The organism is Solwaraspora sp. WMMA2059, assembly GCF_027497315.1.
Lineage (GTDB): Bacteria > Actinomycetota > Actinomycetes > Mycobacteriales > Micromonosporaceae > Micromonospora_E.
On the sequence record NZ_CP114908.1, the window covers coordinates 4,873,650 to 4,894,430 of the forward strand.

General features: G+C 68.3%; 19 protein-coding genes. 5 read left to right on the top strand and 14 right to left on the bottom strand.

The window, feature by feature from the left end:
* Positions 1-53: 53 nt before the first annotated feature.
* The 3 genes from O7553_RS22285 to O7553_RS22295 form a co-directional block, all read right to left on the bottom strand.
* Entirely contained in the window at positions 54-683 is a 630-nt protein-coding gene (locus O7553_RS22285) for a copper resistance CopC family protein (protein WP_281551621.1), read from the bottom strand.
* Positions 673-1,284, bottom strand: coding sequence for a hypothetical protein (locus O7553_RS22290; RefSeq protein WP_281551622.1), 612 nt, complete (start codon positions 1,282-1,284; stop codon positions 673-675). Before O7553_RS22290 ends, O7553_RS22285 begins: the two co-directional genes overlap by 11 nt.
* Positions 1,285-1,380: 96 nt before the next feature.
* Positions 1,381-2,733, bottom strand: a complete 1,353-nt coding sequence (locus tag O7553_RS22295) for a carotenoid oxygenase family protein (RefSeq protein ID WP_281551623.1) — start codon at positions 2,731-2,733, stop codon at positions 1,381-1,383.
* Between the two features lie 119 nt (positions 2,734-2,852).
* Between O7553_RS22295 and O7553_RS22300 the strand changes: the two genes are divergently transcribed.
* Complete coding sequence (locus tag O7553_RS22300) at positions 2,853-3,587, top strand: TetR-like C-terminal domain-containing protein (RefSeq protein ID WP_281551624.1); 735 nt, start codon at positions 2,853-2,855, stop codon at positions 3,585-3,587.
* Positions 3,588-3,723: 136 nt separating this feature from the next.
* Entirely contained in the window at positions 3,724-5,265 is a 1,542-nt protein-coding gene (locus O7553_RS22305) for a GMC family oxidoreductase N-terminal domain-containing protein (protein ID WP_281551625.1), read from the top strand.
* A gap of 78 nt (positions 5,266-5,343) precedes the next feature.
* Here the strand turns inward: O7553_RS22305 and O7553_RS22310 are convergent, their stop codons facing one another.
* The 10 genes from O7553_RS22310 to ltrA all read right to left on the bottom strand — a co-directional run bounded on the left by O7553_RS22310 (position 5,344) and on the right by ltrA (position 17,489).
* Positions 5,344-6,090, bottom strand: coding sequence for an SDR family oxidoreductase (locus O7553_RS22310; protein WP_281551626.1), 747 nt, complete (start codon positions 6,088-6,090; stop codon positions 5,344-5,346).
* Positions 6,091-6,266: 176 nt separating this feature from the next.
* A complete protein-coding gene (locus O7553_RS22315; RefSeq protein WP_281551627.1) occupies positions 6,267-6,965 on the bottom strand; it encodes a DUF899 domain-containing protein in 699 nt (232 codons plus the stop codon).
* 91 nt (positions 6,966-7,056) lie between these two features.
* Positions 7,057-8,607: an AMP-binding protein gene (locus tag O7553_RS22320; protein ID WP_281551628.1), complete on the bottom strand. Its 1,551-nt coding sequence runs from the start codon at positions 8,605-8,607 to the stop codon at positions 7,057-7,059.
* Positions 8,604-9,428 (bottom strand): p-hydroxycinnamoyl CoA hydratase/lyase, encoded by an 825-nt coding sequence (locus O7553_RS22325; RefSeq protein ID WP_281551629.1) that lies wholly within the window; start codon positions 9,426-9,428, stop codon positions 8,604-8,606. Before O7553_RS22325 ends, O7553_RS22320 begins: the two co-directional genes overlap by 4 nt.
* Positions 9,429-9,835: 407 nt before the next feature.
* Positions 9,836-10,288, bottom strand: a complete 453-nt coding sequence (locus O7553_RS22330; protein WP_281551630.1) for a ChaB family protein — start codon at positions 10,286-10,288, stop codon at positions 9,836-9,838.
* Between the two features lie 82 nt (positions 10,289-10,370).
* A complete protein-coding gene (locus O7553_RS22335) occupies positions 10,371-10,754 on the bottom strand; it encodes a DUF1622 domain-containing protein (RefSeq protein ID WP_281551631.1) in 384 nt (127 codons plus the stop codon).
* Positions 10,755-10,848: 94 nt separating this feature from the next.
* Entirely contained in the window at positions 10,849-12,576 is a 1,728-nt protein-coding gene (locus tag O7553_RS22340) for an insulinase family protein (protein WP_281551632.1), read from the bottom strand.
* Complete coding sequence (locus O7553_RS22345) at positions 12,573-13,547, bottom strand: hypothetical protein (RefSeq protein WP_281551633.1); 975 nt, start codon at positions 13,545-13,547, stop codon at positions 12,573-12,575. The genes O7553_RS22340 and O7553_RS22345 overlap by 4 nt, the downstream gene beginning before the upstream one ends.
* Before the next feature lie 183 nt (positions 13,548-13,730).
* A complete protein-coding gene (locus O7553_RS22350) occupies positions 13,731-15,230 on the bottom strand; it encodes a hypothetical protein (RefSeq protein ID WP_281551634.1) in 1,500 nt (499 codons plus the stop codon).
* Between the two features lie 822 nt (positions 15,231-16,052).
* Positions 16,053-17,489, bottom strand: a complete 1,437-nt coding sequence (ltrA, locus tag O7553_RS22355) for a group II intron reverse transcriptase/maturase (protein WP_281551635.1) — start codon at positions 17,487-17,489, stop codon at positions 16,053-16,055.
* 420 nt (positions 17,490-17,909) lie between these two features.
* On the opposite strand from ltrA, the gene O7553_RS22360 reads away from it, so the two are divergent.
* The 3 genes from O7553_RS22360 to O7553_RS22370 all read left to right on the top strand — a co-directional run bounded on the left by O7553_RS22360 (position 17,910) and on the right by O7553_RS22370 (position 19,439).
* A complete protein-coding gene (locus tag O7553_RS22360; RefSeq protein ID WP_281551636.1) occupies positions 17,910-18,584 on the top strand; it encodes a DUF3800 domain-containing protein in 675 nt (224 codons plus the stop codon).
* 248 nt (positions 18,585-18,832) lie between these two features.
* Complete coding sequence (locus O7553_RS22365; protein ID WP_281551637.1) at positions 18,833-19,117, top strand: helix-turn-helix transcriptional regulator; 285 nt, start codon at positions 18,833-18,835, stop codon at positions 19,115-19,117.
* A gap of 4 nt (positions 19,118-19,121) precedes the next feature.
* On the top strand, positions 19,122-19,439 hold the full coding sequence (locus O7553_RS22370) for a helix-turn-helix transcriptional regulator (RefSeq protein WP_281551638.1): 318 nt from the start codon (positions 19,122-19,124) through the stop codon (positions 19,437-19,439).
* 11 nt (positions 19,440-19,450) lie between these two features.
* Here O7553_RS22370 and O7553_RS22375 read toward each other — a convergent pair whose 3' ends face one another.
* Positions 19,451-20,749, bottom strand: coding sequence for an ATP-binding protein (locus O7553_RS22375; protein WP_281551639.1), 1,299 nt, complete (start codon positions 20,747-20,749; stop codon positions 19,451-19,453).
* Between the last annotated feature and the right edge of the window lie 32 nt (positions 20,750-20,781).

Below are 20,781 nucleotides of genomic sequence, written 5' to 3' on the forward strand. Positions count from 1 at the left end.
CAGTCGGTCCGGCACGTCGACCGCCGGCGTACCCCGTCCCGCTGTCTGATTCGTCAGTCAGGATCGCGGTAGCGCAGTGACGTCGGCCGGCCGTCGCGGGGCCGCAGCCACAGCAGCGCGATCACCACGAACAGCACCAGCCCGTCGATGACCAGCAGGGTCGCGCTGAATCCGTCGATCTGGTGGGCGTGTTCGGACACCGCGTCGGTACGGGCCTCCCGGGTCGCGGCGTCCAGCGCGGCCGGCGGCACGCCGGTGCCCACGCTGAACCGGTAGACGTCAGTCACGTCCGAACCGTCGGGAAACGTCACGTGGTACGCAACGGTGTAGTCACCGTCGGCACCGATCTGCACCGGCTGGTGCACCCGGTCCGGGGCGACCTGCCGGTAGTCGCCGTCGGTGACCTCGTCGCCGGCGCCGTCGAACACCTCGACGTGAGACAGTTCCGGCTGCACGGTGTCGGTGAAGGACAGCGTCACGCCGGTCGGCGCGACGCTGAGCGCCGCGCCGACCGGCGGGTCCGCCAGGAGCAGCCTGCCGTCGTCGGCACGGGCGCTGCCGGGAGTGGCCAGCAGCACCGCGGCGACCACGGCGACGACGCCGGCCACTGCGGCGGCCGCCGCGACGACGCCGGTCAGCCCGAGAGCAGCGGCTGGTACGCCTGGGCGGGGGTCAGGCCGCATGGGGGGCGAGCGGTCGGACTTCCGACCGGTGGCCGGCACAGCTGCAGCTCATCTGCTCCCGATCCCGCTCGTTCGGGCGCAGGTGCAGGTACATCGCGATCACCATCGGGATGAAGACCACCGAGTTGTAGAACAGGTGCAGCTCGACGCGGGGCACGATCAACTGCACCACGCTGGTCACCACCGGCTGGCCGAAGAAGATGGTGCCGGTCTGCGCCTGGATCAGCAGCAGCAGATGTTCGATGTGGTGCCAGAACTGGATGGCCAGTGCGATGGTCCACCAGGTCCGGGCCCGTCCGGCGAACCCGGGGCGGAGCAGGAACAGGAAGACGAGCATCACGATGGCGTACCCGTAGTGCAGCCACTCGGAGCTGACCAGCCAGGGGAACCACTGGCCGAGCACGCCCCGGGCCTGCGGCCGGGGGCTGCCGAGCACCCAGATCTGGTACGCCTGGACCAGGTGTTCGGCCCAGTGCGCGAGGACGACGACGAGGAAACCGTTCAGGGCCAGCTTGTGGTGTGCGCCGTTGAGCCGGGCCACCAGGCCGGGGGAACTGGAGGAAGCGGGATGGGGGGCGGGATGGGCAGCGGAATGGGCCATTTGACATACCTTCCGTGAGCCAGGCATGACATCCTGTCGCGAAGCTAGCTGGCAACATGACGTCGTGGATATTGGAGATTGCCTAGTTGGGCATGTTCAGCCGGCGATCCAGTTGGCGTGGAAGCCGCTGGGCACCCGTACCGGCAGGTGCACCACGGCCACCGGCTCACCGGTGAAGTCGGCGGCGTCGAGCACCACCAGGCTGCTGCGGTCGACCCGGGCGTCGTACACATAGGTGAGCAGCCAGCCGTCATCCTCTGCGCCGACCGGGCCACGCGGCACGAAGACGGCCTCCCCCGCCTCCCGGTACGGCCCGAAGTCGTGCACCGCCACGTCCCTGCCGTCCAGATCGTGCCGCAGCAGCGCCGAGCCGCCCAGCGTGCCGGTACCGTCCTGCATCGCCACCGTGTACGCGTACCGGTAGGGGGTCGTCTTGCGCCGGTCGTCGATGCGCGGGAACTCCTGCGGAATGTCGTCGAGCTGTTCGGCCGCGACGGACCCGCTGGTCAGGTCGAGGGTCCAGCGCCACAGCGTCGGGGCGCACTCACCGGGTGTCCGGCGGTCCCGGTCGAAGACCCGCTCGTGCCGTACGACGTCGATTACGCACCGGTCGGCGGTCTCGTAGGCGTTCACCGGGTGGAAGACGTAACACGGATCGACCTCGAACCAGCGCACGGCCGGCCCGGCGGCGGCCCGGGGCAGCAGGCCGATCCGGGCCGGCCGACCAGCGGACCAGGCGTACGGGAACCGGGATCCGGCGTGGGCCAGAGCCGGGTCGAAGGCGACCGGCAGGTCGAACAGCACGGTGTGCCGGTCGGTCAGGGCCACCGAGTGCATCAGCGGAGTGCCGGCCACCTCGATCCGGGTGCTGTGCCGCACCCGGCCGTCCACGCCGACGACCAGGTGTTCGACGTAGGGCAGGTCGTGGTAGTAGGCGACGGCGAACAGCTCCCCGGTGACCGGGTCGGTCTCGGCGTGCGCGGTGAAGCCGTGCGGCAGGGTCGCGTCGAAGTCCATCCGGGCCACCGAGTCGAGCTCGCCGTCGAGCTCGATCGGCAGGACGCCGGCTTCGCCGAGCGCGAGGGTACGGCCGGCGTGCCGGATCACGTTGGCGTTGGCGTTGTCGCTCAGCCCGTGCCGGGGGCCGGGGATGGGGAGTTCACCGCGGGTACGGGCGACGCTGTCGCTGCGTACCCACCGGTTGCGGTACCACAGCGCCCGACCGTGCCGCAGTCGCACACCGTGCACCATGCCGTCGCCGACCAGCGGGTGGGCCCGCGGGTCGGATCGGGTCGGGTTGGGGCCGATCCGGACCAGGCAGCCGTCGAGCTCGGCGGGCAACCGACCGCTGACGACCAGGTCGGTGCCGGTCGTCTCGTGAGCGACGGGACGCCGGTTGTCCCGGCGGACGGTCGCGGGAGTCAGGGGTGAGTGGGTGACGACGCTCATCGGGGGCCTCCACCGGCCGTACGCGACCTGGACGGCATCGTTACGCACCAGCGTTACGTTTCGCAGTTACGTAACAACGTTATGTCTCGACGGTACGCCGGGCGTGAGATCATGTCAATGTGAGTCCGCGCCGGGTCGATCCGCAGCTGGCCGCCGCCCTGCTCGAAGCAGCCGCGCGGCTGCTGGCCGAAGGGGGCACGGCCGCGCTGACCACCCGCCGGCTGGCCGCCGAGGTCGGCACGTCGACCACCGTCGTCTACACCTACTACGGCGGGATGGACAACCTGGTCCGGGCGATGGTGCACGAGGGCTTCGCCCGGCTGCACCGGCGGATGGCGACCGTCCGGGCCACCAACGACGCCGTGGCCGACGTGATGGCGCTCGGGTACGCGTACCGCGCCAACGCCCTCGACCACCCGCAGCTCTACCTGGTCATGTTCGGCAGTTCGGCACTCGGCGGGTTCGCCCTCGGCGAGGGTGACCGCCAGCACGGCCGGTACACCCTGGAGCCGCTGGTCGACGCCGTGTCCCGGGCCATTGAGCAGGGCCGGTTCCGACCGGCCGATCCGCTGCTCGTCGGGCAGACCATGTGGATCGCGTTGCACGGTCTGGTCGCCCTCGAACTCGGCGGCTACCTGATCGACCCGTACGACGCCGACCTGTGCTTCGAGACCCAGTTGCGCTCGCTGATGGTGGGCGCCGGCGACAAACACGAAGCCACCATGATCTCGCTGGCTCGGGCCCGCCGCCGCCGACCGCCACGGCCGGCGTCGGCGTCGGCACCTGCGTCGGCGTCTGCGTCGGCGAGCCAGAAAGACAGCGCCCTGAGCAATACCGGAGAAGTAACACCCTGAGCAACGGCGGAGAAGCACCACGAATTGGCAAATGTGATGCTCATCGGGGGACGTGAAGGTCCCTGCGATGGATGCGCATCCAGCCCTGCGAAAACGCCCAGGATCGCCAACTCGACACTGCCGAAGGACGCCGCTGATGAACGAATTCGATTATCTGGTGGTCGGAGCCGGGTCCGCCGGAGCCGCACTCGCCGCCCGCCTGAGCGAGGACCCGCAGCGCAGGGTACTGCTGCTGGAGGCGGGTCCGGACTACGCCACCGTCGCCGAGACACCGGACGAGATCCTCGACGGCAGTGCCATGTCGATGTCCACGTACGACTGGCGCTTCAAGGCCGAAATCACCGACCGCCGGCGCATCATCTTCCCGCGCGGGAAACTGACCGGTGGATCGTCTGCGGTCGGCGCGACCATCGCCCTGCGTGGCACGCCGAACAACTTCGACGAATGGGCGTCGATGGGCAATCCGGCGTGGGCCTGGAACGAGGTCCTGCCGTACTACAAGCGACTCGAGAACGACCTGGACTTCGACAATGAGTACCACGGTCAGGGCGGTCCGATCCCGATCCGCCGGTGGCGGCCCGACGAGCTGGCCCCGGTGCAGCACGTCTTCCACGAGGCCGCTCTCAAGGCCGGCTTCCCCGACGTGGAGGACCACAACCACCCCGAGGCCACCGGGGTCGGTCCCATCCCGTCGAACCGCAACGACACCCGTACCCGGTTCTCCACCGCGATGGGCTACCTGGGCATGGCCCGCGGCCGGGCGAACCTGACCATCTACTCCGGCGCGCAGGTCAACCGGGTGCTGTTCACCGGGACCCGGGCGCACGGCGTGGAGGTCACCAACCCGGCCGGCGGCACCGAGGAGATCCACGCCCGCAACGTCGTGCTGGCCGCCGGAGCGGTCAACTCGCCGACGATCCTGATGCGCTCGGGCATCGGTCCGGCCAGCGATCTGCGCCGGCTCGGCATCGACGTGCTCCTCGACCGCCCCGGGGTCGGCGGCACCCTGATCGACCACCCGCGCACCGGCGCGTTCATGGTGCCGAAGGAGGGCACGTTCGACCCGCAGGACGCATTCCTGCAGACCATGGTGCGCACCACCGCACCGGGCTCGGACGAGTTCAACGACCTGCAGTACTACATGATCAATCACTTCGATCTGACGCTCTTCCCCGAGCTGCAGATGCTCGCCGCGGCGAAGACGATCTTCGGGGTGATGGTGGTGCACCAGCGGCCGCAGTCGAGGGGACGCCTGGTGCTCGCCTCGGCCGACCCGACGTCACCGCCGGACATCGACCTGAACTTCCTTGCCACCGAGCAGGACATCAAGATCCTGGTCGACGCGGTCCGCACCTGCTGGCAGCTGATGCAGACCCCGGGCATCGTCGACCGCGGCGACCGGTTCGTCGTCCTCGGCGAGGAGATGGTCTCCGACGACGACATCCTCGGCCACTACGTCCGGCTCAGCCTGGACAGCGGCTACCACCCGGTCGGCACCACCCGGATGGGCACCGCCGACGACGCCGACGCCGTCGTCGACGAAGGGCTGCGGGTGCACGGCACGGACAATCTGTACGTGGGCGACGCCTCGGTCATGCCGTCGATCGTCAACTGCAACACCAACCTGACCTCGATCATGATCGGTGAGCGGCTCGCCGACTGGCTGACGGCCTCCTGACCGCCGGCACCGACCGGGGTGACACGACATGCCCCGCGGGTAGCACGCTACCCGCGGGGCATCACCGTCGGTACGGGATCAGGACAGCTTCTGCAGCCCGGCCCCGGTGAGCTCGTAGCCCGGCGCGACCGTCGCGGCGTCCGCCCGGACCAGGTCCACCATCGCGGCACCGGCGATCTGCGGGGTCAGCGGCGGCCCGATCCGGTTGACGAACTCCTCGGTCGACTTGCCGGCGCGGGCCGCGTACGCCCGTACGGCGGGCAGGCCCACCCCGGTCATCGGCGCGAACCTCGGCAGCACCGTGGTGAAGGTGATGTCCAGGCCGGCCCGCTTCGCCTCGTCCTGGGCGTAGCCGGTGATGTAGCGCTGAGTCGCCTTGGCACCGGCGTAGCCGCCGCTGAGCGGCGATCCGCCGAGCACGGCACCGCTGCTGACCACGATCACCCGGCTGCCGGGACGCAGCGGCTTGAGCAGCACCTCGCGCAGCCAGTGGAAGGTGATCCGCACGTCGGTCTCCCAGTTGACCGAGAACGTCTCCCAGGTCTGCTCCTGCAGCGCACGCATGTGCGGAGTGGCCCCGGCGACCAGGACCACGGCCTCGGGCTCGTACTGGTCGATCAGGGTGGCCGGGACGGTGGCCTCGCCGGCGTCGGCGATCTCGGGTTGGATCGACCCGGCGCCGTTGGCCGGCACCGGGAAGTCCATCGCGGTACGGGCCACCGCGATCACCGGCGCACCGGCGTCGGCGAAGGCGGTGGCGACCCCGTGGCCCAGGCCGCGGCTCGCCCCGACCACGATCGTGGTCCGGCCCGACATGTCACTCATGGTTCCTCCACTGTGTTGATGATGGGTGGATGCTGGATGGTTGCTCCGGCCCGACGCCCCACCGGCCGGTGGGTGGTGGCCGGTCCGACGCGGGACGGCCGGACAGGCCTACGGCTCCGGCTTCTGGCGAATCCACAGATTCGCCAGAAGCCGGAGCCGTCCCGCCCGGATCAGGGCTACTTTTGGAACCTGGTGCCGTTCCACCAGTTGGCGCCCGGCACCGCCGCGTTCTCCGCGTCGTACCGGTCCTTGTGACGCCACCAGTCCCACGGGTGCTCGAGCTCGTCCTCGCGCCGGCCGAGGTGGGTGATGTCCAGGTAGTTGTAGAAGTTTTTGAAGATCTCACCACCCCGGTCGAAGATCGAGTAGGTGAAGTAGACGTCGTCACCGTCGCGGTAGAATGCGCTGACGCCGGGCGACTCGCCCTGCTCGGTGGAGACCTCGTAGTCGTAGTTGAAGTCGCTGCCGAACGACGAGTACCAGGGGATCTCCCAGCCCATCCGGGCCTTGAACGCCTGGAAGTCGGCCAGCGGAGCCCGCGAGATCATCACGAAGGTGGTGTCCCGGGCCCACATGTGCGACAGCTCGCCGACGCTGTCAGCCTGCATCGAGCAGCCGATGCATCCCTCCTTGTCGCCCGGGGCGTACATGAAGTGCCGCACGACGAGCTGGCGGCGCCCCTCGAACAGGTCGAGCAGCGTCAGCGTACCGTTCGGCCCCTCGAAGAGGTATTCCTTCTCCACCTTGACCATCGGGAGATCGCGGCGCTCTTGGGCAATCATGTCCCGCGCCTTGGTGACTTCCTTCTCTTTCTCCAGCAGCGCTGTGCGTGCCGCCAGCCATTCTTCTCTGGAGACAACTTGCGGAGGGTTCATCAGATCTCCTCAGAACTTCGGCCGGAACCATCCATGGCCAGAATGACAGGGAACTGGTCGCCGGTACTTCTCCCCGCTTGCCCGGCGCGGACTACGAGCTGAACGTCCGCTCCTTCAGCCGACGCCGCTCGATCTTGCCCACCGGGGTCCGGGGAATCTGCTCGATGAACTCGATCTGCCGGATCTTCTTGTACGGCGCCACCTGTTCGGCGACGAACGCCATGAGCTCCTGCTCGGTGGTCGGCTCCTTGGCGACCACGAAGGCCTTCGGGATCTCGCTGGCCTCCTCGTCCGGCACGCCGATGACCGCCGCGTCCGCCACCTTCGGGTGGGTCATCAGGACCGCTTCGAGCTCGACCGGGGAGACCTGCTGGCCCTTGTACTTGATGAGCTCCTTGATCCGGTCGACCAGGAACAACTCGCCGTCGTCGTCGAGGTAGCCGAGGTCACCGGTGTGCATGAACCCGTCCGGCCGGAGCACCTTGCTGGTCACCTCGGCGGCGTTGAGGTACCCCTTCATCACGTGCGGACCCCGGATCAGAATCTCGCCCCGCTGGTGCGCACCGAGCTGCGCCCCAGTGGTCACGTCGACGATCCGGCACTCGACATTGGGCGCCGTGCGGCCCACCGACGCGGGCACCAACGGCTCCTCGAGCTGCATGAACGACGTCATCGCCTCGGTGAGGCCGTACCCCTGGGCGATGTGACAACCGAGACGTTCCCGGCAGAGCCGGGCGATCTCGGGGTCGAGCGCGGCGCCGCCGGAGACGATCGACCGGACCGACGACAGGTCGTACCGGTCCGGCAGCGGGCTCCGGGCCAGCAGCACGGCGAGCGTGGGGACAATGTAGAGGCGGGTGATCCGGTGGTCGTGGATCGCCTTGACGTACCCTTCCGGGTCGAACCGCGGCATCGTCACGATCGTCGCGCCCTGCAACAGGCTGGCGCTCATCACCATGATCAGACCGAACGCGTGGTGGAACGGCGGCATGGCGAGCACCTTCTCGTCCGCGCCGAGCGGCGTGACCGTCCTGGTCTGCAGCACGGTCGCGACGATGTTGCGGTGCGTCAGCATCACCCCCTTGGGGCGTCCGGTGCTGCCGCTGGAGTGCAGCAGCGCCGCGACGTCACTCGCCGGGTCGATGGCCACCTCCGGCGCCGGGTCGTCACTGAGCAGCTCCGACAGCGACGTCGCGCCGTCCGCCGCGCCCATCACCACGATCTCCTCGACCTTGGTACGGGCGGCCAGCGCCGCCGCCTTGGGCACCTCGGACGGTACGGTCACCAACAGCTTCGCGCCGGCGTCGGTGAGGTGGCCGGCCAGATCGTCGGGCGTGTCGATCGGGTTGAGCACGACGACCGTGCCGCCGGCCAGCGAGGCGGCGAGCACCACGATCGGGTACTCGGGCACGTTCGGCGCGAGCATCGCCAGCACGTCGCCCCGGCGGAAGCCACGGGCGTGCAGCCCGGCGGCCAGCCGACGCACCATCGAGGCCAGCTGGCGGTACGTGTAGCCGTCGCCACCGGCCACGTCGACCAGTGCCGTACGGTCGCCGTACTGCTCGGCGCGCTGCAGCACGAACGCCGGCAGCGACAGGTCCGGGATGTCGACGGTCGTCGGCGTCGGAGTGGTGGTGGTCACGACTTCGCCTCCGCGCGGCTGTAGGTGCTCAGCCCCGGCTGGTAGGCGCGCTTCTCGAACTGCTTCAGCGCGACGTTGACCCATTCGTTGCCGCTGAGCCGGGACAGCTCCCAGAGCTTGGCCTGGTCGTAGTCGATGGCAGTCGGCAGGTCCATGGTGGTGGTGCGCTCGTAGACCTGCTTGGCCAGTTCCAGGGTGATCGGGTTCTTCTTGGCGATCTTCCGCACGATCCGGTCGGTCTCGGCGTCCAGCTGGTCGGCCGGCACCGCCTTGTTGACCAGGCCGTACTCCTGTGCCTGCTGGCCGGTCATGGTGTCGCCGGTCAGGATGTAGTAGAGCGCCTGCTTGCGGGGCAGGTTGTGGGTGGCCGCCCAGGTGGCGCCGCCGGCCGGGAAGATCCCGAAGTTGATTTCCGACAGGCCGAACAGTGCGGTCTCCGACGTCACCGCCAGGTCGCAAAGGCCGGTGACCAGCAGGCCGCCGCCGAACGCGAACCCGTTGACCTTGGCGATGGTCACCGCCGGGAACGCCTTGAGCCGCTTGAACCAGGTCAACGCGATCAGGTTGGTCCGGTAGAACAGCTGCGGGTCGTCGAACGGCTGCAGGAAGCACTCCTCGAGGTCCATCCCGGCGCTGAAGCTGTCGCCGACGCCGGTCACCACGACCGCCTTGACGTTGCCGGCCGCCTCGATCGTGTCGAGGGCCTGGTTCATGTCCCGGTGCATCTGCGGGTTCATGGCGTTCTTCTTGGCCGGGCGGTTCATGTAGATGGTGGCCACCGGGCCGTCCATCTCGAGGTTCACGGTTTCCAGCACCATCATCTCAGTTCCCTCTTTCCGGTCGGGCAACGAAAAATGCGCGCAGTTGACCTTGGCCGCTCGGCCGTACAATCCGGATTTCGACAGTGCAGCCTCCGGTAGGCCCGCCGCGCTACGAGCATCACAAGTACCGATCCGGCACGCTTCTTTGGTGTTGCCTTGCCCCGATGGGCAGCGAAATCCGATACGGCAAGATTCACCGCACCGCTTGCCGAATATTGCCCACAATCGCCGACCGAACTGCAGGGAACAGCATTCTGGGAGAGGACACGCTGGAGCCTGGTCCGCAAGAATTCCGGGATGGTGGTCCGCAGCCCCCGGACCACCCGCAAGGTCGCGTGACCCGGTCCCGGCTACAGCCGGGACCGGGTCACGCGGTCAGTCGCTGACGTTTCAGGTGAGTCAGGCAGTCACTTCCTACGGGCCTTCGCGGTCGCCCGGGCGTTCGCCTTCTCAATTTCCTTGACCAGTTCGTCCTTGTTCATGTCCTGCGGGTGGTCAATGCCGACCTGGCGCGCCACGTCGTCGAGGTGGCCTTTGCCGGCGTTGGCGTCGACCCCCTGGGCGGTCTCCCGGGGCCGGCGCAACGACTGGGGCGTGCCCTGGGCCGCCTGCGGATCGGACGGGCCCAGGCTGTCCTTTGGCTGCCAGTGGTCGCCGACCTTCTCGTGGCTGTGTTTCAACGAGGCGTACGCCGCGCGGTGCGCCCGCGCCGGGTCGCCGTAACTCTCCTCGGCCGACTCCAGGGTCTTCTTGTAGGTCCGTACGGCCTTGTCGTCGGAGCGGGCGATCGTGCTGGGCACGTCGTCGCGCATCTGCTCGGCCTGCTGGTGCTTGTCGGCCTTCTCCCGCTTGGCGGCCATCGTTCCTCCTCACGGACGTCGTCTGCGCCGGGGGCGGCACCGAATTTCGCCGTACCACATCCCGTACCCACGACGCCGCAGGTCATGCCTGTCGTCCCGTCGCCGCGGCGTCGTCGCCGGTGCGACGTCGCCGGCCCCACGGCCACCGGCCATCCAGCTCGACCTCCAGGGAGAAGCTGAGGAACGTACGCACCGCGACGATCATTGCCAGCACGCCGACGCTCTGGAAGGTCGGCGAGATCGCCACGGTACGGATGATGTCCCCGGCGACGAGAAACTCCAGCCCGAGCAGGATCGCCCGGCCGACGTCCTGCCGGTACCGGCGGTAGGTCGCCCGCATGTTCCGCTCACGAAACGCGCCTCGCAGGTAGAGCACCGTGCCGACGACCAGGCCGGTGAGGATGATCAGCACACCGAGGGCGTCAACCGTCGTACCGATGATCAGGACAGCTGTCTCGAAGTTCATCTCTGACCACGAAGTCCATCTCGGTCGACGCCCGGTGCATGGTCAGGATAAATCGTGCTATACGCGCACGAAGCGATATTTCAGACTTGGTCTCTCATCTGCCCTCGTTCCAGGCCTTCAGAAACGCCCGGCCCAGGTAGCCGGCGATCATCCAACTGCCGAGCGCGCTCAGCACCCGGAAGTCGACCGCTCCGACGATCATGGCGATGGTCAGGCTGAGCACGGCGACCCCGACGACGAGCGTAATCAGCCCCAGTGCGCCGACCTTCAACTGCTGGTCGCTGCCCAGGCTTCGGAACCGGGCAACCACCCCGCTGCCGGCGACGCCCGACCGGGGATGCCGCCCGGCCGGACCGGCGACGGTCTCCGGCTGCGGGATCTCCGCCGGGTCCCGGGCCGGCAGGTCGATCCGGGACTGCACCGGGACTGCTGCATCGGCGAGCTCGGCGGTGGCACCCTCGTAGACCGTCGGTTCCAACTGCAGACTGACGCCGTCGTCACCGATGAGCTGACGGCCACCGTCCGGCCAGGCCAGCATCGCCGCGCAACGGTCGTAGCGCACCGATACCACCTGCCCGGACTGCCCGGACCCGGTGACGAGGCTGACCCCCTCCGCCCCGACGATCAGCCGTTGGCCGTCCAGCCCGCCCAGCCCTCGGTGGCTGGTGCCGGGAAGCAACCCCACCAGGCCCGGCTCGGCCCGGGTGAAACCGGCCCAGTCGGCACCCCGGCCACGGGGCGTCATCAGCAGCGACGACGCGTGCGCGGTGGTCGCCACCGCATGCACCGACTCGACGGTGACCTCCTTCAACTGCCGGGTCAGGTCGTCACTGGACCGCACCGGCCGGCCGGTGAGCAGGTTGAACGCGATCGACGGCAGCCGCGCGCCGTCCGCTTCCACGCTGGACAGCGCCTCGGTGGCCTTACCGACGACAGCGGCGACGTCCGCTTCGTCGATCCGACCCACCCGGATCTTGGCCAGTACATCGACGAAGCCACCGAGTACCGCGTCCTCCTTGCCGTTGGGAGCGTCCGCGAGGGCGGTGACCACCGCGTTGCCGTCGCCTCGTGGCTCGTAGTCGGTGGCGGTCGTGTATGACAGGCCGTCCCGCTGCCGCAGCGCCCGAAACAGCTCCCGCTCGACGACACCGCTGAGCACCCGGGCGGCCGCCCCGGCGGGCACCACCGCGTCCATCGCGGTCGCCCGACCCGGCCCGTAGAAGAACGCCGGCGTACCCGCCAGCGCCGACGAGGCGGCAGGGGCCGGCATCCGGGTCCCGGACGGCAACTCCAGCCGCAGATCCGGCGGCAACTCGGCACCCGCCAGCCAGAGGACCGCGTTCTCCCGGGTGAAGTACCGGGCCGCCCACTCCTGCAGGTCCTCGGCGGTGATCGCGGGCAATCCGAGCTCGGCATACGCACCCAGCCCGTAGTCACGCGCGCCGTAGCGCCACAGCGGCAACTGGTCGGTGGCGGCAGCCGGCCGGCCGGCCCACTCGGTGTCCAGGATCGCCTTCTCGGTGTCCAGGCGGTGCACCGGCAGTTCCCGCAACGACCTGCACACCCCGGTCAGAAAGGTGGTGATGTCGTCGACGGAGCCCGACAGGTGAAAGTGGGTCACCACGCTGCCGGTGGTGCCGTTGTAGTGGTAGTCGGCGGCGCCGAGCGGATGCAGCACGAGGTGTTCGAGCAGATGGGTGAGGCCACGCCGGGCCAGCGTCTCGTCGGCCTGGCCGACCCGGAACATCAGCCCGGCGTGCGTGGGCCCTCCGGTCGGGGCCAGCAGCGCCGGGATCCCGTCGACGTCGAGTTGCCGGATCATCGGGCCTCACCTGCCGCCTTCGTCGCGAGTGTACGGAACCGTCCGAACGCCGCCACCGGGTCCTTGAGGTACGCCCAGGCATCGGCCGCGACCAGGTTGCCGACCGCAGCGAAGTGCGGTGCGGCGGCGGCGTGATCGCCGATAACGCTGAAGATCATGGCGAAGGCGTTGTGCGCCTCCACCCACCCGTACGACTGCTCCGCGTCTGGATGCAGCACCGACCTGGCGGCGGCGTCGCGCAGCTCCTGACGCACCTGCGGGTCGGCGCAGTAGTCGCGCTGCGCCCGGCCTTCCAGCTCCAACCAGTGCTCGGTGTGGGCCTCGGCGACCAGCCTGCCGTTGAGCGCACCCGCTGGCGCGGCGGCAGCCGCCTCCCGAGCGAAGGCGTGCATCTGCTCGAACGAACCGCCCCACTTCGGACACAACTGCTGCAGTAGTTGCCGCTGCCCGGGGAGGTGGTGCGGGTCGGTCTCGGCGAGCCGGTCGTAGCGCCGACGCGCCTCGGACCGGCCCAGCTCCAGACCCCGGGCGGTGACGAGGCGGTACGTCCAGGCCGCGCAGTTGTCCGGGTGGTACGCGGTCGCGTCGATGAGCACCCGTTCGGCGTCGCGCAGGATCCGGTGGAACTCGCGGAACTGGTCGCGGCTGACATGCTCGGCGCGCAAACTGGTGCGGACCGCCCAGGCATGCTTGATCAGACAGGCGCCGAGCAGCGCGGCGGCGGGACCGTCGGTCGGGTCGGCGTCGTGTCGGCGTCGGGCCACGTCGTGGGCGGCGTCGACCGAGCTGGCGTACCAGATCAGTTCGGTGCCGACGCCGGACGGCCTGGTCGGTCCGGCGGGCGGCTGACCGGTGAACAGCCGCGACGCGGCGGCCCAGTCCGCCTGGTCGAGCGCGGCACGCAGCTCGACGAGCTCCGGGTATCCGGTGGTGAGATCGGTGGTGAGGGTGAGCGGTGGTGCGGCAGGCATGCGGCGCATAGTAGAGGGCTGCCGTCAACGGCGGGGACCCGGTTTTCCGCCGTGGACGCTGCTCGCGGGGGCGCGTCGCTCAGCGACAGGCAGCATCCGGACCCCGCCGGGCGATCCCGGCGGGGTCCGGATGGACGGCGTACGGTCGGCTGGACGGCGTACGGTCGGCTGCTCCTCTGAATGTCAGTCGACGACGGTGACGATCCGACGGCGACGGAACATCACTACGGCCACCGCACCTGCGACGACGAGGACCGCGCCGACGCCGGCCAGCAGCCCGGCGTTGGCTCCGGTCACCGGCAGCCCGCCGCCGGCACCTTCGCCGCCGCTGCCGAGGGTGATCTCGGCGGTGTTGTTGTCGGTGTCCGGGTCCTGCACGCCGCCGTCGATGACGATCGAGCCGGCGGCACCGGCCGCGCCGACGATCTCCACCTGGAACGGGTAGTGGAACGACTCCCCCGCCACCGGACTGTGCGTGGGCCGGCAGAAGTAGACCAGGCCGTTCGGCTGACCGCGGTCGTCCCAGACCGGGCTGCCGTCAACGACCGGGGCGCAGCGGTCACCGACGGCGACCGCTTCGACTCCGACGGGCAGCGTCACCACCGCGGACGGGGCCCAGGCCTGGCCCGGCAGGATCAGGTCGGCCGGGCCGTCGTTGCGCATGCCGACCTCGATGTCGACCACGTCGCCGACCGCCCCCTGCACCGTCGCGCCGATCGCCACCGAGTCGGCCGGCTGGTTCGGAATATTGACCAGGAATTCGGTCCAGTTGTCGGTGTCGTTGAGGTCCGGCAGCGGCTCCAGGGTGGCCAGGCGGAGCTCGTTGCCGGCGGATCGGGCGGACATCGTGCCGAGGGCCGCGACCTCGTCGTCACCCAACGGCAGCACCGACACCACGACGATCCGTTCGGACGGGCCGGGTGCGGTCTCGCCGACCCTGACCCGCAGCGGGGTCTCCTCGTGCAGGGTGAACACCTCACCCGGGCCGACCTCGCCGAGAATCTGGCAGGTCAGCTCGAGGAAGTCGGCGTTGTACTCGCAGTTGTCGTACCGGTCCGGCAGCTCGAGGTCCAGGCCGGTGCTCAGCACCACCTGTACGCCGGCGGCCGCCACCGTGCCGACGTTCGCGGCCCGGACCGGCACGTTCGTGCTCTCCCCCGGCTGCAGCGTCACGTCGTCGATCTCACCGACCACGAGATCGACCCCGGGCCCGGTGAGCTGGACCCTGCCGGTGGTCTGCTGCTCCTCGGGCATGTTCGCGGCGGAGGTGGTGACCTCGATGACGCCCGAGTACTCCAGGACGTCCAGGTCACCCGGCAGGGCGTCGACCCGGTAGACGTGCGTCGAGTCGCCGGCGAGTTCGTCGAGCGTGCAGGTGGCCACCTTGCCGGCGACCGTGCAACCCTGGCTGGCACCGGGCAGATCGATCCGGAACGCGTCCGACACCGTGGACGCGTCGATCGTCACCGACACGTCGACGGCGGCGGTCGGCACACTGTTGCTGATGGTGATCTCGATCGGCTTCGGCGTGGTCGCGTCCATCGCGATGTTGGTCACGTACTCGATGAACGGCGAGACCCAGGCGATGTCGTCTGACTCCACGGCCTGCGCCGGGGCGGCGATCGAAAGGGCGGCCAGGCTGGTGGCCGCGCAGCCGGCGGCGAACCGGCCGAGGACTGTCATTCTGGGCATGCTGCGGTTTCCCCCATGGAATGTCGAAGCAGCGGATGAGCGCGATGGCTTACAGAGGACAGCGCACATTAGTCATATCCGATGACGCACCGCAACCCGATGGCACATGGTCCCTCGCGGATGGCTACGTGCCCCGCAAGCTCCACAGTGTCTGATGCTCGGCGGGCGCGGGGCGTGCGTCGGCGATGTTGGTGGTGGTACCGACGACGCGGGCCCGCGATCAGAGGCTGACGTAGCCGTGCTTCCAATGCCCGACGAACACGACATCGGACTCCGGCACGCCACGGTCGGTGACGAGATGCCCGCGAAGACCGGTGGGCATCTCCTGGTAGATCGCCATGCCGCCATCCCGCACCGGGCCCGGTTTCCCGGCCGGACCCAACGCCGGAGCGTACCGGCGTAGGGGTTACCGCACAGTCACCTCGGTGCTGCCCATGCCCCTGAGTCCGCGAGGGCGAGCGTGGCGCGGGCAGTGAAGGATCTTGCGAGTCGATGAGGAACCGGATCGGAACACGAGAGTTGCTCGGCAATTGTGAGAGTATTTCTGATCGCATTGGCGATCTCTGTCTGGTTGTCGTATTCTCGCCTCTGCGTCGCGGGCACCTGTAGTAAACATCGTCAACGCGAAGGTCGCGACATGCATCGAGGGCAACGGGGCGGAGGTTGGGGCTGGTGCTGCTGACGTATGTTGACGAGTCGTACACTGATCGCTGGTTCGCCATGGCAGGACTGCTCGTCGACGGGCCTGCGGTCGGGTCGCCCGGAGGGATCTCACCTCCGGGCTCCCACGGAACGGAGCGTGACAGTCTCCCGTCACTCCGCTCGTACCACCCTGGCCATCATCAGAGGGTTACGGACCCAGGCCCAGTGCGCGAAGTAGCGCGGGTGTTGCGCGATGATGCGTTCCCACACGACTCGGGCCTTGCGTCGGGGTCGTAGCCGCCGGTACTTCTTGCGGATCCAACGCACCAGGTAGGAGTTGATGCGCGCCAGGAGAGTGTTGAGCTCGGAGCGGTAGAACCGCCCGTAGTAGCTCATCCACCCGCGTACGACGGGGTTGATCATCTCGGCGAGTTCGGCCCAGCTGAGGTCCAACCGGCGGTGGATCTGCCATCGCCGGACGGTACGGCTGAGTCTTTTGAGAGCGTCCTTGCTGACCGCCGGGAGGAACGCGGTGAACACGTCCCCTCGACGATCTTTGGCCCCGCGAGGACGGAACGTGTACCCGAGGAACGTGAACGAGGTGTCCGGATGGGCGCCTCGCCGGTTGGTGTCCTTGCAGTACACGATCCTGGTCTTGTCCGGGTGCAGGCGCAGCCCGACCTCGACCATCCTGTCCTCGATCGCCTGGCGCACCAGGTACGCCTGGCGTTCGCTGGCGCAGTGCACCACCGCGTCGTCGGCGTAGCGTTCGAACGGCACGGACGGGAACGTCCGGGCCATCCAGGTGTCGAACGCGTAGTGCAGGAACAGGTTCGCCAGCACGGGTGAGACCGCGGACCCTTGCGGGGTTCCCCGGTCTCGGGGTTGCAGGCTACCGTCGGGCTGCTGCATCGGGGCGATGAGCCACCGTTTGACGTACAGCAGTACCCACGGCAGGTCGGTGTTCGCCTCCACCGCTTTGATCATGAGGTCGTGGTCGACGCTGTCGAAGAACGCCTGGACGTCCAGATCGACGACCCAGTCGTAGCGCCAGCACCGTTGCCGGCATGCCGCTACCGCGTCCAGCGCCGACCGTCGCGGCCGGTAGCCGTAGGAGTCGGGGTGGAAGATCGGTTCGACCTTCTCCTCGATCCTGCGGGCCACCACGGTCTGCGCCACCCGGTCACCCACAGTGGGCACACCGAGTGTTCTGACCCCACCCTGCGGTTTCGGTATCCGCACCGCTTTCACCGGAGGCGGGAAGTAACTGCCCGAGGACATCCGATTCCAGATCTTGTACAGATTTCCTTTCAGATCCTTCTCGAACTCCCCCAAGCTGACGTCGTCGACTCCGGGTGCTCCCTTGTTCGCCTTGACTCTTTCGTACGCTTCCCAGACTTCCCACTTTGAAATCTCTAACGGTTTCTCTGACAATGTCAGCTCGCTCCTCACAGTTCCTCCCAGACCGTTATGCGTTCTGGTTGACCAGACGAACCAACTGCGGATGGCCCGGCCCCTTCGCTCCACCCCGATTACCAGGGCTTCGTCACTACTACGGGCCGGTCCGCCAGCGCGTCTCGCATCGGTACTCACACCTCGCGGGCACATCCCGCTCGGCTACTCCCTCTCGCCCGGCTACCCGGGGCGGTATCGAGACACGCCTTCCCACGTTCCATGCAGAAGCCGCAGACCAGGCTCATGCCGCCTCCATGCCGAGCACCGCCTGGCCAGTCATCGGGCACCCGCCAGACTCATCCCGCAGCCAACAGCAAGGACCACGGTTCTGATGCCACCTAAAACGTAACGACACGTCAACAGCGGTTCGGTTTCACTCATCTTCCCGGTCCCTACCTGACACCTCTCACGGCGCCTTTTCCACATCGCTCACCACGACGGTCTTCAGCCAACGCAGCATGTGGTGGTTTGAAGCCTCCTCCCGAAAGGCGACTCCGAAGGGCCAAACCTTCATCTCCTGCACAGCATCGATTCCTGACATCGCTCCTACATCGCGATCACCATTCCTCGTTCGTGGCACACGCAGTTGCGTTATCGGACGAGCTGGAGCGGGTTGCTGCCGCTGCGGCAGCGGCGTATCAGTTGGATGCAAAGGTCGAACTCCATGGGCACGAGATCTTTCACGCGGGTGGCGACTGGGCGGGAGTTCCGGTCCGAGCGCGGGTCGGTGTGTTCGATGACGTGATCGAAGCGGTCGCCGCGCAAGACGTCAAGGTCATCGCCCGAGCCATGGATGTAGTCGGGCAACGTGCCCGCTACCCCCACCCTGACCCGCCGCATACGGCAGTGCTTCAACACCTGTTGGAGCGGGTCGACGAGTGCGCCATCGAGCATGGCGACTATGCGTTGGTGATCGCTGACGAAGTCGACGGTCAAGCGAAACACCGGACTGATCTGTCGGTTTACCGAGAGGTCGGCACCAACGGGTACCGCCGTCGGAAACTGACGAGGATTGTCGACACCTTGCACTTTGCTCCCAGTCATGCCAGCCGGCTGGTGCAGGCCGCAGACGTAATCACCCTTCTGTACCGCCGTGTGTTCACCCACGAAGAAGCAGACGAGCGGTCACGGAAGGCGAAAGTCTCCATGTGGAAGCGGTTGCAGCCGCGAGTACACCATGAGCTGTGCTGGTTTCCGTCGAGCGGGGATCGGGGACAGAGCCAGCTCTGGGCCCGAGACTTTCGGTAGATGCACAAAGGGCCCGCGAGGCGGGCCCTAAGGCTGTGCGGGAGATCGAGATCGTCCCGCACTAGATATTCTAGCAGCCAGCCAGCCGGCCGAGCCACGCGCCGACGCCCCGAAACGGATCAACTCCGGCGCGACCGGGGCCACGTCCACGCCGTCGAACAGGCAGGGCCCGGCACCGGGGAACGGCAGGCGCTGGCGCGGTGCATCGACGAGGCACACCAGGTTGAGGGCGAAGAGGAGGTCTAGCCATGGGTGAGGGTGGCGATTGGGCTGTGCTGCGGGAGCGGCGGTTGGCTGAGCCCGACGCAGCTGAGGCGTACGAGGCGGCGCGGTTGGCGTTCGAGCTCGGTCGTTCGGTGCGTGAGCTGCGCGAGCGTCGCGGTTGGAGTCAGACGCAGTTGGCAACGGCGTCAGGGATGACGCAGTCTGCGGTGGCCCGGTTCGAGGCTGGCGGGACCGTGCCGACACTCGTGGTGCTGGAGCGACTGGCAGCTGCGAGATCGATCGAGGAGAAGGTGCCATGCAGGAGGTGAGGCCGTGACGAGCTACACGCGCTGGAGCGACGTCCGGAGTGCCTATGTCGAACGGGCCGGCGGTGAGGAGGCGGTCGAGGCCGGCAAGCGGGAACTGCTGGCCACCGTCGTCGGGCACCGCCTCGCCGAGGTACGCAAGGCCCGAGGCCTGACCCAGCAACAGGTCGCCGACCGGATGGGCGTCACCAAGGGCCGAGTTTCCCAGATCGAACAGGGCAAGATCTCCGGACAGGATGTCGTCGCCCGCTACGCCGCCGCGCTCGGTGGCCGGCTTCACCAGGCCATCTACTTCGACGACGGCGCCATCGCCGCGATCGCCTGACCCGCACCCCATCACCGCGTCAGCGTGAGGTAGCCGCTGATAGGTGTCCAGAGTCGGTCGACGGGCATGATGTGAATGCGGTCTTCGTAGGTGAACGAGCGTTGTCCGGTGCTGAACGCCACGCCGGCGATGAACCTGTCGCCGAGTGCGTCTCGTAGCGCTCGGAGGCCTTTGAGGTCGGCGCCCGCGACGCGTTCGTTCGCCTTGACTTCGAACGCGAGGACCCTGCCGTCGTCGAACTCGATGACGTAGTCGACCTCGTCGCCGTCGTAGGTGCGCCAGTGCCCCGTAGTTACGTTTTCGTCAAGCCAGGAGGCCTGCTTGCGGAGCTCGCCGACGACGAAGCTCTCTAGAAGGTGCCCGAACTCCGTCAAGGCGGTCGGGTCGAGTGTGGCGAGTTTGGCGGGAGAGACTCGCATCAGCCGGGCGGCCACGCCGGTGTCGACGACATGCACCTTCGGTGATGCTGCGGCTCGCGCGCGTAGCGTCGTACCCCAAGCAGGAAGTCGGTCGACGAGGAAGAGGTCTTCGAGGAGGCGGACGTAGCCTTCGATGGTCTTGCGCTCACCTGCGAGGCCCTGGGACGCGCTGGTGAGGTTGAGTACCTGCCCGGTTCTTCCAGCCAGTCGACCCAGCAGCTCGCGCAGCATGCTGCGCTGACGTACCCGGACAAGCTCGATGGCATCGCGCTCCAGCGACTGGCGGACGTAGTCGTCGAACCAACGGTCGCGCGCGGGGCCTGTGCGGCGCAGGGCCAGGGGGAACCCTCCAGCGCAGAGTCGATCAACGTACTCCGTCCGGGTGGTCGTCGACGCTGGCCTGGCTGCGACGGTCGCGTCGGGCGCTGCGCGAAGCGCCGGCAGGAAATCTTCATGGACGCCGCGTATCTCTCCTTGTGACATGGGCCAGATTGTCATGGTGTGCAGGCGTCCGGTGAGTGCCTGCGCGGTGCGGGGCAGCGCGTCCTGGCGGGTCGACCCGGTCAACGCGGCGGTACCCGGCCGGCTGCCTTCGCGGTTGAGTCGAGCCTTCAACGCGTCGAGGATCTGCGGGGCATGCTGATACTCGTCCACGCAGAGCAGGCCCGGCGTAGTGACGGCTGTCTGCGGGTTGGCCACCACGGCGTCGCGAATGCCCAACTCGTCCAGGTCCAGAACGGGGACCCCGTGCCGGTCGGCGAGCGCGCGCAGGACCGTGGACTTGCCAACGGAGCGAGGGCCGTGCAGGGCGATGACCGGCTCCACCCGGAGCAGGTCATCGAGCAGCGCAGAGACTCGCCGCTGCGCGATTCCGGCGAGTGGTTCCAGCACCCTGGCCCCCTCCGTAGCAATGAAGTACCGAA